Genomic DNA, 16,818 nt, shown 5'->3' on the forward strand with positions numbered 1-16,818 from the left:
TTGCAAAATCGCCCTCCGGGGGGAGGGAGGGCGATGCCCGGTGTGCCACCGGGCGGCCCAGTGGCAATGGAGCGCACGAAAAAGGGCGCCGGAAATCCGACGCCCTCCAAATCGCTAAGTCGCAAGGCTTACCGCGCGAACTTCTTGTGCTTCAGGCGCTTCGGCTCCAGCGCATCGGCACCCAGACGGCGCTTCTTGTCTTCCTCGTAGTCTTCGAAGTTGCCTTCGAACCATTCCACATGCGCCTCGCCCTCAAACGCCAGAATATGCGTACAGATCCGGTCGAGGAAGAAACGGTCGTGCGAGATGACCACGGCGCAGCCCGCGAAATCCACCAACGCGTCTTCGAGCGCGCGGAGGGTTTCGACGTCCAGATCGTTGGTGGGCTCGTCGAGCAGCAGCACGTTGCCGCCCTCTTTCAGCAGCCGCGCCATGTGCACGCGGTTGCGCTCACCGCCCGACAGGAGGCCCACTTTCTTCTGCTGGTCGCCACCCTTGAAGTTGAAGGACGAGCAATAGGCGCGGGAGTTCACCTCGGCGTCGCCGAGCTTAATCAGCTCCGCCCCGCCCGAGATCGCCTGCCAGACGGTGTCCTCGGGGTTCAGGTCGTCGCGGCTCTGGTCGACGTAGGACAACTCAACCGTGTCGCCGTATTCGATGGTGCCCTCGTCGGGTTTCTCGTGCCCGGTCAGCATCTTGAAGAGCGTCGATTTACCCGCGCCGTTGGGGCCGATCACGCCAACGATGCCACCCGGCGGCAGCGAGAAGTCGAGCCCGTCGATCAACTGCTTGTCGCCCATGTGCTTCTTCAGACCTTCGACCTCGATCACCTTGTTGCCGAGGCGCGGACCGTTGGGGATGACGATCTGTGCGCGGGAAAGCTTTTCGCGCTCAGATTGTTCTGCCATCTCGTTATAGGCCGCGATCCGGGCTTTGGACTTCGCCTGACGGGCCTTGGCGCCTTGGCGCATCCATTCGAGTTCGCGCTCCAGCGTCTTTTGCTTGGACTTATCCTCGCGTGCTTCCTGCGCCAGCCGCTTGGCCTTCTGCTCCAGCCAGTCTGAGTAGTTGCCCTCGTAGGGAATACCGCGGCCACGGTCGAGCTCGAGAATCCAGCCGGTGATGTCGTCAAGGAAGTAACGGTCGTGGGTGACGCAGAGGATGGTGCCCTTGTAGTCGATCAGGTGCTGCTGCAGCCAGGCGATGGTCTCGGCGTCGAGGTGGTTGGTCGGTTCATCGAGCAGCAGCATGTCGGGCGCTTCGAGCAGCAGTTTGCAGAGCGCCACGCGGCGCGCCTCACCGCCCGAGAGGTTTTCCGGCATCGCGTCGTCCGGCGGGCAGCGCAGCGCTTCCATCGAGACGTCGATCTGGCTGTCGAGGTCCCACAGGTTCTGCGCGTCGATGTCGTCTTGCAGCTTGGCCATCTCCTCAGCGGTCTCATCCGAGTAGTTCATCGCCAAATCGTTGTAGCGGTCTAGGATCGCCTTCTTCTCGGCCACGCCTTCCATGACGTTCTCGCGCACGGTCTTTTCGGGGTCGAGTTTCGGCTCCTGCGGCAGGTAGCCGACTTTCGCGCCCTCGGCGGCCCATGCCTCGCCCGAGAAATCCTTGTCGAGCCCGGCCATGATCTTGAGCAGGGTGGATTTACCCGCGCCGTTGACGCCGACGACACCGATCTTCACGCCGGGGAGGAAGTTCAGGTGGATGTTTTCGAATGTCTTCTTGCCCCCGGGATAGGTCTTGGAGACGCCGGACATGTGATAGACGTATTGATAGGCGGCCATTGGAGAATCCTTGCAACGCGTTTTGGGGTTTGCAGTGCAATATCGCCCGGACGGCGCAATATCAAACACTCTGTACCGCGCAGGCACCTTGCCCGGCGGCGCTTTGCGCGGCGCGCCTGTGGCGCGCGCAGGCGGCATGGCTGGGCAGGCTATTGGGCGGTTTTGCAAGGGTTTGGCAGGCGATCCGCGCAGTCGATCAGTGAAATTCGGTCGACTTTTCGGCCGTTTTCGCGCTAGAATTTATTCAATCTGCGGTTGGACGGTAAAAACCGCCTACCGCAGAGTAGGGAGGTTGAAGGCGGTTCTCGCCGTTCGCGGTGCGCCGGTTTCAGCGCAACAACAGGGAAATACTCATGACAAAATCCACCATCGTTGTGGGTCTGGACGGGTCGGAGGCCGGCGCGCGAGCCTTGGCGTTTGCCCAGTCACAGGCCAAACAGATCGGGGATTGTTCGATCACCGTTTGCTTTGTGATCGAATGGTCGCCTTTCACCTTTCAGACCAAGGAAGAGAACGAGCAGCGCCACAAACGGCGCGAGCAGGAGTTGCAGCGCGCCCATGACGTGGTGCTCGACCCTGCCGTGGCCGAGGCCAAGGCCGCCGGTGTCGAGGTCGAGGGAATCGTGCGGCATGGCGATGTGGCCGATATCCTCGAAGCGGTGGCCAAGAAGCGCGGCGCGGTTCAGATCGTCGTCGGGCGGGTTGGTGAGCGGGGCCTCAAGCGGCTCTTTGGTGGGGTGACGGGCCGGTTGGTCGCGGGCTCCAGCGTGCCGGTCACGATCATTCCCTGAAAGGAAACGCCATGAACAAGTTACTGACCTTTGCGATGGCGGCCTTTGCGTCATTGCTGCCGGGCCTTGCCGCCGCGCAAGAGGCTGCAGGCATCGACCAACGTATCAACCAGATCTTTGCCGATTACACCGGCTGGTATGTGTCATTCATCTTTGCCCCGCTGCCGGGGACGAATTTCTCTTGGATCGCGCTGTGGCTGGTCGTGGGGGCCGTGGTCTTCACCGTCTATTTCGGGGCCATCCAGCTCAAAGGGTTCTGGCATTCGATCCAACTTGTGAAGGGGGATTACTCCGATCCCGACGACGCGGGCGAGGTGAGCCACTTTCAGGCGCTGGCGACGGCGCTGTCGGGCACCGTGGGTCTGGGCAACATCGCGGGCGTCGCGGTGGCGGTCAGCATCGGCGGGCCGGGGGCGACCTTCTGGATGGTGATCGCGGGCCTGTTCGGCATGGCGACCAAGTTCACCGAATGTACGCTCGGGGTGAAATACCGCAATGAATTCCCCGACGGCCATGTCTCGGGCGGGCCGATGTATTACATCGTCAAGGGCTTCTCCGAGCGGGGCCTGCCGCTGGGTGGCTTCATGGCGGTGCTCTTTTCGATCTTCACCATCCTCGGCGCGCTTGGCGGCGGCAATATGTTCCAAGCCAACCAAGCCCATGCGCAGCTTGCCGGTGTCTTGGGGGACTATCCGGGCTGGATCACCGGGGTTGTCCTTGCGGGCGTGACCTTTGCGGTGATCGCGGGCGGTCTGAAATCCATCGCGCGGGTGACTGAAAAGATCGTGCCTTTCATGGGCATCTTCTATGTGCTGGTCTCGATCCTGATCCTGATCATTAACTGGGATATGATCGGCTGGGCCTTTGGCCAGATCTTCATGGGCGCCTTTACCGGCCTTGGCGTGGTCGGCGGGTTTACCGGCGCGTTGATCCAAGGCTTCCGCCGCGCGGCCTTCTCCAACGAAGCGGGCATCGGTTCGGCGGCCATCGCCCACTCTGCGGTGCGCACCAAGGAGCCGGTGACCGAAGGCTATGTCGCGCTTTTGGAGCCCTTCATCGACACGGTGGTGATCTGCACCATGACCGCGCTGGTCATCGTGATCAGCGGCGTGCTCAACCAAGACCCTGAAACCGGTCTCTACATCTGGAACGCCGAGGCGGGCCGGATCGCGACCGAGGGCGACGTGAGCGGCGTGGCGCTGACCTCGGCGGCCTATGCGCGGGCCTTCTCGTGGTTCCCGGTGCTCTTGATGGTGGCGGTGGTGCTCTTTGCCTTCTCGACCATGATCAGCTGGTCCTACTACGGGCTCAAGGCATGGACCTATCTCTTTGGCGAGGGGGCGGCGAAGGAGCTGACCTTCAAGGTGATCTTCTGCCTCTTCATCGTGATCGGGGCGGCGGCGAGCCTTGGGCCGGTGATCGACTTCAGCGATGCGATGCTCTTCTCCATGGCGATCGTGAACATCATCGCGCTCTATTTCCTGATGCCGATCGTGAAGCGTGAGTTGAACAGCTATGTCGCGCGGCTGCGCTCGGGCGAGATTGTGAAGCACAAGTAAGGGCTTCGCATTGACAAAGGGCTGCAATGCCCCTCCTTTGGCCCCTGATTTCGGATCGGGGGCCATTTTCTTGCGCAATACCATGCCATTCGCCACCAAAGGGCAGGTCGTCGGCCTGTTGGGCGGGTCTTTTGACCCGGCGCATGAGGGGCATGCGCATATCACCCGCGAGGCATTGAAACGCTTTGGGCTGGATCGGGTCTGGTGGCTGCTGAGCCCCGGCAATCCGTTGAAAGAGCATGGCCCGGCCCCCATGGCGCAGCGGATGGCGCGGGCGCGGGCGGTGATGGATCACCCGCGGGTCGAGATTACGGGGATCGAAGCACAGTTGGGCACCCGTTACACGGCTGAGACGCTGGCCGCGCTGCGGCGGCATTATCCTGGTGTGCGGTTCGTCTGGTTGATGGGGGCGGACAATCTTGCGCAGTTTCACCTCTGGCAAGACTGGCAGCAGATCATGGAGACGGTGCCGGTGGGCGTGCTTGCGCGCCCCGGGCAGCGTATATCGGCCCGGATGAGCAGGGCGGCGGCGCTTTATGCGCCCTACCGGATCGCGGGGCGGAACAGCCAGTTGCTGGGCCGCGCCACGGCGCCGGCGTGGTGTTTCGTCAATGTGCCGATGGTCGATGTCTCTTCGACCGCATTGCGCGCGGCGGGGGGCTGGCGCTCAGCGTAGCCGGGCCGAGGTGATGCCCGCCGTGATGATCACAGCAAGCCCCGCCCAAGTCAGTGCATCGGGCAGGGTACTGAACAGAAACAATCCCAGCAGCACCGCCGCGATCAGTTGGAAATAGACCAGCGGCGCCAGCCGCGTGGCAGGCGCCCGGCGGTAGGCATAGAGCAGCAGCAGATTGCCCAGCATCGAAAACAGCGCGCTCGCGGTAGCCAGCCCCGCGACGGGCAGGGTGGCTGCGGGTAGGTTCATCAGACCCAGAGGCAGCAGCATCACCGCGCTCATCGCCAGTTGGGTGAAAGTCAGCGCAAGGGGCGGGGCGAGGTCAGACAGCCAGCGCGACATGGTGAGAAAGACGCCGTAGAACAGCCCCGCCGCCACGGCAAAAAGCAGCCCCGGCCCGCCGGTGCCGCCGCCCAGTCCCGGACGCACCACCAGCAGCACGCCGCAAAAGCCCATGAGGATCAACGCGCTGCGCAGCAGGCTAATGCGTTCGCGCAGAAAGATCGCGGCCAGCAGGTAGCTGATCATCGGCCCGATAAAGAAGGCGGCGAAGACATTGGCAATCGCCTCGGTCCTGAGCGCGGTTTGAATGCAGGTGATCCCCAAGGCCAAGGTGCCCGCCCGCAGCCAGAGCCGCCAATCGCGCATCAGCCCCCATGTGCCACGGGGCAGGAACGGCAGCACCATCAGCGCCCCGATGGCAAAGCGCGACCATGCCACGAAGACCGGCGCGACCCCCATGCCAGAGGTCAGGATTTTACCCGCGCTGTCCCCTGCGGGGATCAGTGACATGGCGATGAACATGATCGGAATAGCGCGTTGCATGACGTTGGGTTAGCAGGTCGGCGGTTTTGTGCAACCGCGAAAGCTCCACCCTTGTCAGACCGGTTGTGGCCGAACGCCGCTTGGGGTTTATATCAAGCCCATGAGCCAGAGTTTTTCACGACGTTTCACACGCCGCATTTTCCTTGGGACGGCTGCCGCTGCGCTGGCGGCGGCCTCTGCTTGGGCCGAGCCGCCGACCACTTCGTTGCGCCCCGTGGGGCGCGATGCCGACCTGTATAAACAGGCCATTCCCAATGTGTCCGAGATCATCGCCGACAGCGGGATCACCGGCACGGTGGCCTTTGCCGTGGTCGACGTAGACACCGGCATCTGGCTGGAGGCGTCCAACGCCACCGATGGCATCCCGCCCGCCAGCAGCATCAAGGCGATCACCGCGCTTTACGCGCTGGATGAACTGGGGCCGGATCATGTGTTCGAGACGCGCCTTTTGGCGACCGGCGGTGTCGTCGATGGTGAGGTGCAGGGCGATCTGATCCTCGTCGGTGGGGGGGATCCGACCCTCGACAGTGACAATCTGGGACAGATGGCCGAAGACCTGAAAGAGGCGGGCATCATCGGCGTGAAGGGCGGTTTCAAGGTCTATGAGGGCGCACTGCCCGCGACCTTTGCGATTGACCCCGAACAACCCGACCATGTCGGCTACAACCCCGGCGTCTCAGGCATCGCGCTGAACTACAATCGGGTGCATTTCGAATGGAAGCGCACGGGCAACGGCTATGACGTGACCATGGAAGGCCGCGCGGCGCGCTATGCGCCTGCCGTGCGCGTGGCCACGATGGAGGTCGTGGACCGTAGCGGGCCGGTCTATACCTACGAAAACCGGCCTGAGCGCGATGTTTGGACGGTCGCGAAAGGGGCCTTGGGTTCGGGCGGTGCACGTTGGCTGCCGATCCGGCGGCCCGGTGTCTACGCGGGCGACATCTTTGCCACCATCGCCCGCAGCCATGGCATCAAACTGGGCGATGCGGAACTGATCGAGACGCTGCCCGAAGGTGAGACCCTCCTCACCCATCGCAGCGCCGAGCTGCGGCCGATCCTCAAAGACATGCTGGAATATTCCACCAATCTGACGGCAGAGATGGTCGGCATGGCCGCCAGCGCCAAACGGTTGGGTACGGTGCCCAGCCTGCGCGCCTCTGCCGCCGAGATGAACAAATGGGCGATTGAGGAGCTGGGCATGGAAAACCCGGCAATGATCGACCACTCGGGCCTTGGCGATGACAGCAAGATGACCGTGCATGACATGGCCGGAGGGCTGGCGCGCATCAATGGCACGGGGCTGCGGCCGATCTTGAAACCGGTCTATCTGCGCGATAATCGGGGTCGTCCTGAACGGGATAATCCGATTGAGATCGACGCGAAGACCGGCACGCTGAACTTTGTCTCGGCGCTGGCCGGGTTCCTGACCACACCCGAAGATCGGGTGCTGGCCTTTGCGATCCTGACCGCGAATACCGATGAACGCGCCAAGATCAGCCGCGCGGAGCGGGAGCGTCCGCCGGGGGCGCGCACCTGGAACGGGCGGGCCAAACGTGTGCAACGTGGGCTGCTGGAGCGGTGGGGCCTGTTGTATAACGTCGCCGTGAAGCCCGAGCCGGAGGGCGAAGCCGCGCCAGAGACGCCAGCGGCGCCCGACCCTGATGCCGAAGCCGAGGTCGGGGCCGAGCCGGAAGTCGCGCTGGAAAAGTCCTAACTCGCGCTTAGGTCAGGTGCCGCGCCCGCGCGCCGCGTTCGATCGCGGCGGCGTGGAGCCGGTCGATGTTAAGCTCATAGCGGATTTCTTCGAGCAGCCGCAGCTCGGCCTCGTCCAGCGTGCCATCGGCGGCGGCCACGTCGCAGGCCAGCGCATAGGCCGTTTCATGCAAACGCTCCGGCAGGGCCTCGCGGATCAGGCCAAAGAGGGCATCCAACCCATCCTCCTGTTCGAACAGGTCAAAGACCGTTTTGCCAATCGTCGAGACGCGATCATTGTCATAGCCCGAGAAGACCGGCAGCAGGTTCAGCGCGGATTCGATTTTGACCAGTTCGGCGGTGCGGATGTCCTCATCCGAGGCCGAGACCGCGATCATCAGCGCGACAAGGCTGTCTTGGGCGCTGAGCGAGAGGGAAGATGTGTCGGGCATCGCGGTATCCTTTGCACAGGTATGTTGCGGTGCAGAATATTGACCCTCAGGGAGTGACGCAATAGGAACGGGCGACCCCGTGCGCATTGGGCGCAGGGACGCCAAAAGATGGATGATCTGACATGTCCGAGACCCGAGACGCGGCACTCAGCAGCAAAGCATGGCCCTTTGAAGAAGCGCGCCGGGTGCTCAAACGCTATGCCAAGAAGCCGCCAGAGAAGGGTTACGTCCTGTTCGAGACGGGCTATGGCCCCTCGGGCCTGCCGCATATCGGCACCTTCGGCGAGGTGCTGCGCACCACGATGATCAAGCGCGCCTTTGAAGAGATCAGCGACATCCCGACCAAGCTGGTCTGTTTCTCGGACGACCTCGACGGTATGCGCAAGGTGCCGGGCAACGTGCCGCAGCGGGAGATGCTGGAAGAGCATATGCACAAGCCCCTGACCTCCGTGCCGGACCCCTTCGGCACGCATGAGAGCTTTGGCCATCACAACAACGCCATGCTGCGCCGCTTCCTCGATACCTTCGGCTTCGAGTACGAATTCTATTCCGCGCGCGAATTCTACCGCTCGGGCCAGTTCGACGAGGTGCTGCTGCGCGCCTGCGAGAAGTACGACGAGATCATGGCGGTGATGCTGAAGTCGCTGCGCGAAGAGCGCGCGCAGACCTATTCGATCTTCCTGCCGATCCACCCCGAAACGGGCCGCGTGATGTATGTGCCGATGAAGGAGGTCAACGCCAAGGACGGCACGATCACCTTCGACGACGAGGACGGCAACGAGATGACCCTGCCGGTCACCGGCGGCAACGTGAAGCTGCAGTGGAAGCCCGATTTCGGCGCCCGCTGGGCCGCGCTCGACGTGGATTTCGAGATGTATGGCAAGGAACACGCCACCAACACCGCGATCTACGACCGCATCTGCGAGATCCTCGGCGGGAAGAAGCCCGAGCATTTCAGCTATGAGCTGTTCCTCGACGAGAACGGGCAGAAGATCTCCAAGTCTTCCGGCAACGGCATCTCGATCGACCAGTGGCTGACCTATGCCAGCACCGAAAGCCTGTCGTATTTCATGTTCCTCAAGCCCAAGACGGCCAAGCGCATGTATTTCGACGTGATCCCCAAGGCGGTCGACGAGTATCACCAGCAGCTGCGCGCCTATGAGACGCAGGACGTGAAGGCGCGGCTGAATAACCCCGTCTGGCACATCCATGGCGGTGATGTGCCGAAGTCGGACATGGTGGTGCCCTTCTCGATGCTCTTGAACCTCGCCTCCGTGTCGAGCGCCGAGGACAAGTCGCAGCTTTGGGGTTTCATCCAGCGCTACGCGCCCGAGGCCACGCCCGAGACCAACCCCGGCATGGATGCCGCGGCGGGCCACGCGGTGCGCTATTTCAACGACTTCGTGAAGCCCACGAAGGTGTTCCGCGCGCCCACCGAGTTGGAACGCGAGGCGCTGGAAGACCTGCGCGACCGGCTGAAGGTCTGGGACGGCGGGCTGGATGCCGAGGCGCTGCAGAGCATGGTCTTTGCCGTCGGCAAGGAGCGTTTCGACCCGCTGCGCGACTGGTTCAAAGCGCTGTACCAGGTGCTTCTGGGCGCCGATCAGGGGCCGCGGTTTGGTGGCTTCATCGCGCTTTACGGCGTGGAAGAGACCGTCGCGCTGATCGACGACGCGCTGGCGGGCAAGCTGACCGGCGCGTGAAACTTTTGCCTCTGCCCTTGCGTGACTTAGATCATTCAGCAAGGGCAAGGGGGAAAGGCAATGCGCAAAGGGATGTTCACGTTTTTCGGAGGGCTGGTGCTATCAGCCCTCCTGAGCTTTGGCGCGATGGCGCAGCAGGCAGAGATCGAAGAGACGATCAACAGCCAGTTCGACGCTTTTCGCGCGGATGATTTCGCCGCCGCATTAGAATTCGCCACGCCGAATTTGCAGCGTTTTTTCCAAACCCCTGAGAATTTCCGCAGCATGGTGAGCAATGGCTACCCGATGGTGCAGAACCCGGCGGAGGTGCGGTTCCTTGACCGGCGCGCGGATGGGGCGCGTTTTTATCAGGTAGTGCAGGTGGTTGATCCTCAGGGGTTCACGCATCTGTTGGGCTATCTGATGGAACGGACGGAGGCGGGCTGGCGCATCGGCGCGGTGCAAATCCTCGACGCGCCGGGGGCCAATGTCTGACCATTGTTGCGCGGCTCCCGCGCGGCGGGGCAAATGCGGGTTAATACATCGTTGATACTTCCCTGACCTCGCGGTTCGGCCCTCGCCGAGCCTGAGCAGTTGAGCGGCGCGCCCCGGTGGGAGGTGCGGACCGGGGAAAGGAAAAGCGATGAACAAGGCGATTACCGATGGCGTGGTGTTGATGCCCACCCCCTTTGCGGCGGGGCTGGATGTCTGGTCGAGCGGCGATGGCACGCCGGGGTCGGACACCTATGAGAACGCGGCAAATGCCGCTTTTGTCCCCGCGGATCAGGACTTTGGCGGGGCGTTGGAACTGCTGAAGACGCAAGCCACGCAACGGCTGCGCTACATGGGGCAGATCCCGCTGCTGCCGGGCTGCTATCTGCGGGTCACGGCGCGGGTGAAGGCGGTGAGTGGCAACCTGCCGACGGTGCGGATCGCGGGCTATCCGGCGCAGGCGGGCGGGGGCCGGGTGAGCGGCGTGACGGAGGCCGGGCCGTCGGTCACGCTGACGGCCTATGGCGAGGTGGTCGAGGTCAGCGCGATCATCGGCAGCGGCGACCGCGGCGGGGTCGATATGGTCTGGGGCACCGGGGCCGTCTATGGGCATTTCGGGTTGGACCTGACCGGGCCGACGGGCGGCGTGGTGCGGATCGATGATATCGTGATCGAGGATGTCACCTCGATCTTTTTGCGGGACATGCTGGCGCAGGTCGATGTGCGCGACTTTGGTGCGGTGGGCAACGGGGTGAGCGACGACTCCGCCGCCTTCGAGGCTGCAAATGCCGCGGCGGCGGGGCGCACGGTGCTGGTGCCCGCGGGGAACTACCTGCTGAACGGGGATGTGACCTTTGACACGCCGGTCAAATTCGAGGGCCATGTGACCATGCCGGTGGGGGCGGTGCTGTTGCTGCGCCGCAATTTCGATCTGCCCAGCTATATCGAAGCCTTCGAGAATGAAGAGACCGCTTTTCTGAAAGCCTTTCAGGCGCTCTTGAACAACGCGGATCACGACTCGCTCGATATGGGGGGGCGCAAGGTGAATGTGACCGGGCCGCTCGACATGCAGGCGGCGGTGCCGGACAAGACCAGCTATGCCACCCGGCGGGTGATCCGCAACGGCCAGCTTGAGGCCGCGTCGAGCAGCGCTTGGGACACGGTGGTGGTGACGTCGCAGGCGCGCTACGCGGCCTCGGACGCGCGCAAGCTAACCAATGTGACCAATATCGCCAATGTGCCGGTGGGCGCGCTGGTCGAAGGGACCGGGGTGGGGCGCGAGATTTATGTGCGGTCCAAGAATGTCGCCACGCAGGAGATCACGCTCAACGCGCCGCTTTACGATGCGGAGGGGACGCAGAGTTTCACCTTCCGCAAGTTCCAGTACATAGTGGATTTCAGCGGCTTCGCCTCGCTGTCGAAGTTCGTGCTCGATGATATCGAGTTCCAGTGCAACAACCGGTGCAGCGCGATCAACCTCGCGCCCTCGGGGCTGATCTTTCACCTGCGGGACTGTTTCGTCAGCCGCCCGAAAGACCGTGGCGTCACCTCGATCGGCGGGGGCTGTCAGGGCATGTTGATCGACCGCTGCCAGTTCCTGTCGGCGGAGGATGCGCTGACGGTGCCGAACCGGACCTCCATCGCGCTTAACACCAACGCCAACGACGTGAAGCTGCGCGACTGCCGTGCGACCAAGTTCCGCCACTTCGCACTGCTGGCGGGGGGCAACAGCATCGTGACGGGCAATCACTTCTTTCAGGGGGATGCGGTCGATAACGGTGTGCGCTCGGCGGGGCTGATCCTTGCTTCGGCCCATACCAGCGCGGTGGTGACCGGGAATTACGTCGACAATTGCTTTATCGAATGGACGAATGAGCAGGACCCGACCCCGGCCTTCACCACGGGCTATTCGTTCAGCGCGCTCAGCATCAGCGACAATATCTTTCTGTCCGGGGAGGTGGCCCCGTGGTTCAGCTATATCGTGGTAAAACCTCATGGTGCGGGGCATTTCCTGAGCGGGGTGACCATCACCGGCAACCGGTTCCGCAGCCTTAACGGCAGCATCGACCGCGCCGAGCGGGTGGATACGACCTTTGCCGATCTTGACCTGTCGCGATGCAAGAACGTGGTGATGAAGGGCAATTCCTTCCATGCGGTGACCACGCAGGTCGAGAATATGGCCGAGATCGAGTTCACCCAGTCGACCCCGTCAGAGACTTGGGTGATTGATACCGCTGGGCATCTGCCTTTCGAGGGGCAAGCGCTCAATAGCGACGCGGTGGTGGCCCATGGGGCGATCCGCAACGGCAACAACGTGGCGCAGTTCGACATGCCTTATGTGAAACACGCCGAAGGGCCGGACCGGGATCAGCTGCATGTGGTTTGGCCGACGCCGGTGAAGGGCAAGGTCTCTGTCATGGTGCGGATGGACAACCGCTAACCGTGGCGCTGCGCTGAGCTGTGAAGTGGCCCTGCCGGAGATCGGCGGGGCCATTTGTCTTAGAACTCCCGCCAGAGGCTGAGAGTGAGGGCCGAATTCTCTGGCGCGTCGAAGGGGATTTCGCTGCCCAGTTGCAGGCGGTATTTGGTGAAGCTGGGCGACAGAACGATGGAGGGGGCAAATTTGGCATAGGTCTCACCCCCGGTGTAGGTGAGAAAGACCTGCGCCATTCCGGTGGTCACGGGGGTGAAGTCGAGCCCCACGGTGCTGTCGATCTTAATGACCTCTTGCGAAAAGCCGAACTCCCACCTTGCGGAGGCATCGACGGTAAGCCAGCCATTCCGTTCGCCCAAGGTGAAGCCGCGGCCCCAAGACAGCCCGGCCCTGAGGTGGGGCGAGATGAACTCCCCCGACCAGCTTGCTCCGGCGCCGATATCGTAAGCCCAGCGACCCGTATCGCTCGGCTCCCCCAAAGGGAAGCGCAGGAAGACGGTGGCATGGCCGCTTCGCAGGCCAAAACGGCTTTGTGCGGTGTTGAGGTCGAAGCCGAGGGTGAGCCGCTCGCGCAGCCCGTATTCGATATAGGTGCTTTGGGAGAGGTCGTAGAAGTAAGTCGCCGAGAAGGAGCTTGAGATGAAGGTCGTGCCCTCCTCACGCAGCCACGGCCCGGCTTGGGCGGCGGTGGGGCTGAACTGGCAGGCCAGTAGGGTAAGGCAAAGGGCAGATCGCATGGCAGGCTCCTGCTGCGATCTTGGTTAATGGCGGTTAACAAATCGTTGCTTGCCGGGAGGAAGGTGAAAACCCGGCGCCGAGGGCACCGGGTTTCGCAGTTGCTATGTCAGGGTCGCCCGGCGTGGGCTCAGACGTGGGCCTTGTTGCCGCGGGGGCCTGCGATGAGCCAGACGATGAAGCCCAGCACTGGCAGGATGATGATGCCCAAGACCCATGCGATCTTGGCCGCGCCCGAGGCGCTGGAGGTTACGACCTGATAGATGGCGTAGATGTCGGCGATGAGGATGATGAGCCCTAAAAGTCCATATTCCATTGTTTGATCCCTCTCGAATGCGTGCATGTCTATTGGGTGATCAACCCAAGGGCGCGCGCAATTGTTCCCGGACCACGCCGCGCCGGGGCTAAGCCGATCCCCGCCAGTCTGCCCGTATTGCGGGAACCGGCGCCGCACGCCTTGGGTTCTGTTGGTACAGCAATCATGAAAGGAACAAGCCATGACTGACACGACAGCACCCGCATCGCTGGTTTCTTCGGACAACGTGAACGGCACCGCCGTTTTCGGCGCAGATGGAACCGAAATCGGCCATATCGACCACCTGATGATCGACAAGAAATCCGGCAAGGTTGCCTATGCCGTGATGGGCTTCGGCGGCTTTCTGGGGCTCGGGGAGGAGCATTACCCGGTGCCGTGGAACGCGCTGAACTATGACCCCTCTCGCGATGGTTTCATGACCAACATAGATGAGGCGACGGTCAAAGGCGCGCCGGAACGGACCGAGCAGTGGCACAGCGACCGCGCGTGGCAAGAGCGGACGTTCGATCACTATGGCGTGCCTTATTACTGGATTTGATGGGCGCTCCAAGTGGTTAAGGGAGGCGATGACGCCTCCCTTTCGCAGCGGCGATATTCTGCGCAGCCCATTGTTTTCGCGCAGCGGATCGGCTCTGATGAGAGTGCGGCTGGTTTGGTCGTGATTGGAAAGGAACCCCGATGCGCCGAATGATTGCCCTCGGCCTGCTGCTGACCCTTGGGGCATGCGGCGTGCCATTCGTCCCCTTCATTTGATTTAGGAGAACCCTTCGATGGAAGCCTTTCTTGATACGCTTGGCGCGGTGGCGCTGATCGCGCTCGTGGTGGTCGGGCTTGCCGCCGGGGCCATTGCCGGGGCCGTGGCGGGCCGGAACCGTATTCTTTACCTTGTTCTGGGGGTCGTCGGCGCCGTGGCGCTGCCCTTCATCCTTGCCGCGTTGGGCGTGACGGTGGTGGCCGCGGGGGGCTTGCTGTTGCTGCTGGTCGTCGCTGCAATCGGTGCGGCGCTGGTGTTGGCCTTGGTGGCGGCGCTGCGACGGTAGCTGTGGCGTTTTAGGGCTGAATTGTTCAAGGGCCTCCCCGAGTAGGGTGGCCCTTTTTCTTTAGCGTTTACGGCGTTTTACATTGCCGCCACGCATGCCGCCGCGGCCTGAGGTGCTGCGGCCCGAGGCTTGCTGCGCGGCATCGACGGCGCGGTCGACTGCCTGTTGGCGCGCCATCGGATCATCGGCGACGGCAAGGTCCACGGCCTCCAGCCGTTTGACCTCGTCGCGCAGGCGCGCAGCCTCTTCGAACTCGAGGTTCTCGGCGGCCTTGCGCATATCGGCGCGCAGCCCGTCGAGCACGGCCTGAAGGTTGCCGCCCGCCATCGGCTTGTCGACCTTGGCGGTGACGCGGTTCATGTCCACGTCGCCCTTGTAGAGCCCGGCGAGGATGTCTTCGACGTTCTTTTTCACCGTGGCGGGGGTGATGCCGTGTTCCTCGTTATAGGCGATCTGCTTGGCGCGGCGGCGCTCGGTCTCGCCCATTGCGCGCTCCATCGAGCCGGTGATGCGGTCGGCATACATGATCACCCGCCCTTCGGCGTTGCGCGCGGCGCGGCCGATGGTCTGGATGAGCGAGGTTTCCGAGCGCAGGAAGCCTTCCTTGTCCGCGTCCAGAATGGCAACCAACCCGCATTCGGGAATGTCGAGCCCCTCGCGCAGCAGGTTGATCCCGATCAGCACGTCGAAGGCGCCGAGGCGCAGGTCGCGCAGGATCTCGATCCGCTCGATCGTGTCGATGTCGCTGTGCATGTAGCGCACGCGGATGCCCTGTTCGTGCATGTATTCGGTGAGGTCTTCGGCCATCCGCTTCGTGAGCACGGTGCAGAGCGTGCGGTAACCGTCGGCGGCCACCTTCCGGACCTCGTCCAAGAGGTCGTCGACCTGCATTTCCACGGGCCGGATCTCGACCTTGGGATCCAAGAGGCCGGTGGGGCGGATGACCTGTTCGGTGAAGACACCGCCCGATTGCTCGATCTCCCACGCCGCCGGGGTGGCGGAGACAAAGACCGATTGCGGGCGCATGGCGTCCCATTCCTCGAACTTGAGGGGTCGGTTGTCCATGCAGGACGGCAGGCGGAAGCCGTGTTCGGCCAGCGTGAACTTGCGGCGGTAGTCGCCCTTGTACATGCCGCCGATCTGCGGCACCGAGACGTGGCTTTCATCGGCAAAGACGATGGCGTTGTCGGGGATGAATTCGAAGAGGGTGGGGGGCGGCTCACCCGGGGCGCGTCCCGTCAGGTAGCGTGAGTAGTTCTCGATCCCGTTGCAGACGCCGGTGGCTTCCAACATCTCGATGTCGAAATTGGTGCGCTGCTCCAGCCGCTGCGCTTCGAGCAGTTTGCCCTCGGCGACCAGTTGGTCGAGCCGCGTGCGCAGCTCTTTTTTGATGCCCTGAATGGCCTGCTGCATCGTCGGTTTCGGCGTCACGTAGTGGCTGTTGGCGTAGACGCGGATCTGGTCGAAAGTGTCGGTCTTCTCGCCGGTCAGGGGATCAAATTCGGTGATGCTTTCCAACTCTTCGCCGAAGAAAGACAGGCGCCAAGCGCGGTCATCAAGGTGGGCGGGAAAGATCTCTAGGCTGTCGCCGCGCACGCGGAAAGAGCCACGCTGGAAGGCCGCGTCGTTGCGCTTGTACTGCTGGGCGACCAGATCGGCGATGACTTTGCGCTGGTCGTACATGCTGCCCGCTTTCAGGTCTTGGGTCATCGCGCCATAGGTCTCGACGCTACCGATGCCGTAGATGCAGGAAACCGAGGCCACGATGATCACGTCGTCACGCTCCAAAAGCGCGCGGGTGGCGGAGTGGCGCATCCGGTCGATCTGCTCGTTGATCTGGCTCTCCTTCTCGATGAAGGTGTCGGAGCGCGCGACATAGGCCTCTGGCTGGTAGTAGTCGTAGTAGGAGACGAAGTATTCCACCGCGTTGTCGGGGAAGAAGCCCTTGAACTCGCCGTAAAGCTGCGCCGCCAGCGTCTTGTTGGGGGCGAGGATGATGGCGGGGCGCTGCGTCTCTTCGATGACCTTGGCCATGGTGAAGGTCTTGCCCGTCCCGGTGGCGCCCAGAAGCACCTGATCGCGCTCGCCCGAGTTCACCCCTTCGGTCAGTTCCTTAATCGCCGTGGGCTGGTCGCCCGCCGGGTCGAATTCGGTGACCAGTTTGAACTTATGGCCGCCCTCCAGTTTGGGGCGGTTGCGCACGTCTGGGGCGGGGTTTGCCAGCATCGGCATCCCCTCGGTCTTGTCGGAATGGGCATAGGGCATCGCGGGTATCCTTCGTCAAGCTTCCCATAGGTGCCCTCTTTCACGCGGGGTTCAAGGGGCAGGGGGCCGCGAAGG

The 16,818-nt window shown here is 63.0% G+C and carries 15 protein-coding genes; 9 read left to right on the top strand and 6 right to left on the bottom strand.

Translation table 11 applies throughout. The features are described from left to right. Window positions 1–128: 128 nt before the first annotated feature. Window positions 129–1,784, bottom strand: a complete 1,656-nt coding sequence (ettA, locus tag ACGYLD_RS10130; protein ID WP_271692318.1) for an energy-dependent translational throttle protein EttA — start codon at window positions 1,782–1,784, stop codon at window positions 129–131. A 353-nt stretch (window positions 1,785–2,137) separates the two neighbouring features. On the opposite strand from ettA, the gene ACGYLD_RS10135 reads away from it, so the two are divergent. The 3 genes from ACGYLD_RS10135 to ACGYLD_RS10145 all read left to right on the top strand — a co-directional run bounded on the left by ACGYLD_RS10135 (window position 2,138) and on the right by ACGYLD_RS10145 (window position 4,810). Then, on the top strand, window positions 2,138–2,575 hold the full coding sequence (locus ACGYLD_RS10135) for a universal stress protein (RefSeq protein WP_168612985.1): 438 nt from the start codon (window positions 2,138–2,140) through the stop codon (window positions 2,573–2,575). 11 nt (window positions 2,576–2,586) lie between these two features. After that, on the top strand, window positions 2,587–4,134 hold the full coding sequence (locus ACGYLD_RS10140) for a sodium:alanine symporter family protein (protein ID WP_209217050.1): 1,548 nt from the start codon (window positions 2,587–2,589) through the stop codon (window positions 4,132–4,134). An 82-nt stretch (window positions 4,135–4,216) separates the two neighbouring features. Beyond that, window positions 4,217–4,810, top strand: a complete 594-nt coding sequence (locus tag ACGYLD_RS10145) for a nicotinate-nucleotide adenylyltransferase (RefSeq protein ID WP_276154084.1) — start codon at window positions 4,217–4,219, stop codon at window positions 4,808–4,810. Here the strand turns inward: ACGYLD_RS10145 and ACGYLD_RS10150 are convergent. After that, window positions 4,802–5,635 carry a DMT family transporter gene (locus tag ACGYLD_RS10150; protein WP_209217051.1) on the bottom strand — a complete coding sequence of 278 codons (834 nt, stop codon included), beginning with the start codon at window positions 5,633–5,635 and terminating at the stop codon, window positions 4,802–4,804. The two genes, ACGYLD_RS10145 and ACGYLD_RS10150, sit on opposite strands and share 9 nt — an antisense overlap. 100 nt (window positions 5,636–5,735) lie before the next feature. On the opposite strand from ACGYLD_RS10150, the gene dacB reads away from it, so the two are divergent. Next, window positions 5,736–7,349 carry a D-alanyl-D-alanine carboxypeptidase/D-alanyl-D-alanine-endopeptidase gene (gene dacB, locus ACGYLD_RS10155; RefSeq protein WP_394402418.1) on the top strand — a complete coding sequence of 538 codons (1,614 nt, stop codon included), beginning with the start codon at window positions 5,736–5,738 and terminating at the stop codon, window positions 7,347–7,349. Between the two features lie 7 nt (window positions 7,350–7,356). Here dacB and ACGYLD_RS10160 read toward each other — a convergent pair whose 3' ends face one another. After that, a complete protein-coding gene (locus tag ACGYLD_RS10160) occupies window positions 7,357–7,779 on the bottom strand; it encodes a tellurite resistance TerB family protein (protein ID WP_067268129.1) in 423 nt (140 codons plus the stop codon). Between the two features lie 122 nt (window positions 7,780–7,901). Here ACGYLD_RS10160 and ACGYLD_RS10165 point away from each other — a divergent pair, with 122 nt between their 5' ends. From ACGYLD_RS10165 to ACGYLD_RS10175, 3 genes are all read left to right on the top strand, one after another. Further along, window positions 7,902–9,482 carry a lysine--tRNA ligase gene (locus ACGYLD_RS10165; protein ID WP_394402420.1) on the top strand — a complete coding sequence of 527 codons (1,581 nt, stop codon included), beginning with the start codon at window positions 7,902–7,904 and terminating at the stop codon, window positions 9,480–9,482. Window positions 9,483–9,542: 60 nt separating this feature from the next. Further along, on the top strand, window positions 9,543–9,956 hold the full coding sequence (locus ACGYLD_RS10170; RefSeq protein WP_271692313.1) for a DUF4864 domain-containing protein: 414 nt from the start codon (window positions 9,543–9,545) through the stop codon (window positions 9,954–9,956). A 148-nt stretch (window positions 9,957–10,104) separates the two neighbouring features. Further along, window positions 10,105–12,393 carry a glycosyl hydrolase family 28-related protein gene (locus ACGYLD_RS10175; RefSeq protein WP_271692312.1) on the top strand — a complete coding sequence of 763 codons (2,289 nt, stop codon included), beginning with the start codon at window positions 10,105–10,107 and terminating at the stop codon, window positions 12,391–12,393. Window positions 12,394–12,452: 59 nt separating this feature from the next. Here the strand turns inward: ACGYLD_RS10175 and ACGYLD_RS10180 are convergent, their stop codons facing one another. Together ACGYLD_RS10180 and ACGYLD_RS10185 are read right to left on the bottom strand one after the other, a co-directional pair. Beyond that, window positions 12,453–13,124, bottom strand: coding sequence for a hypothetical protein (locus tag ACGYLD_RS10180; RefSeq protein ID WP_271692311.1), 672 nt, complete (start codon window positions 13,122–13,124; stop codon window positions 12,453–12,455). 128 nt (window positions 13,125–13,252) lie between these two features. Then, window positions 13,253–13,438, bottom strand: a complete 186-nt coding sequence (locus ACGYLD_RS10185; protein WP_067268122.1) for a PLDc N-terminal domain-containing protein — start codon at window positions 13,436–13,438, stop codon at window positions 13,253–13,255. 181 nt (window positions 13,439–13,619) lie between these two features. Between ACGYLD_RS10185 and ACGYLD_RS10190 the strand changes: the two genes are divergently transcribed. Continuing rightward, window positions 13,620–13,976: a PRC-barrel domain-containing protein gene (locus tag ACGYLD_RS10190; protein WP_067268120.1), complete on the top strand. Its 357-nt coding sequence runs from the start codon at window positions 13,620–13,622 to the stop codon at window positions 13,974–13,976. A gap of 232 nt (window positions 13,977–14,208) precedes the next feature. Further along, window positions 14,209–14,478, top strand: coding sequence for a GlsB/YeaQ/YmgE family stress response membrane protein (locus ACGYLD_RS10195; protein WP_209217057.1), 270 nt, complete (start codon window positions 14,209–14,211; stop codon window positions 14,476–14,478). Window positions 14,479–14,538: 60 nt separating this feature from the next. Here the strand turns inward: ACGYLD_RS10195 and uvrB are convergent, their stop codons facing one another. After that, window positions 14,539–16,743 carry an excinuclease ABC subunit UvrB gene (uvrB, locus tag ACGYLD_RS10200; RefSeq protein ID WP_394402422.1) on the bottom strand — a complete coding sequence of 735 codons (2,205 nt, stop codon included), beginning with the start codon at window positions 16,741–16,743 and terminating at the stop codon, window positions 14,539–14,541. Window positions 16,744–16,818 lie beyond the last annotated feature (75 nt).

Origin of the sequence: Sulfitobacter sp. 1A12056 (assembly GCF_043558125.1) — a bacterium.
In the GTDB taxonomy this organism is placed as follows: domain Bacteria; phylum Pseudomonadota; class Alphaproteobacteria; order Rhodobacterales; family Rhodobacteraceae; genus Sulfitobacter; species Sulfitobacter faviae.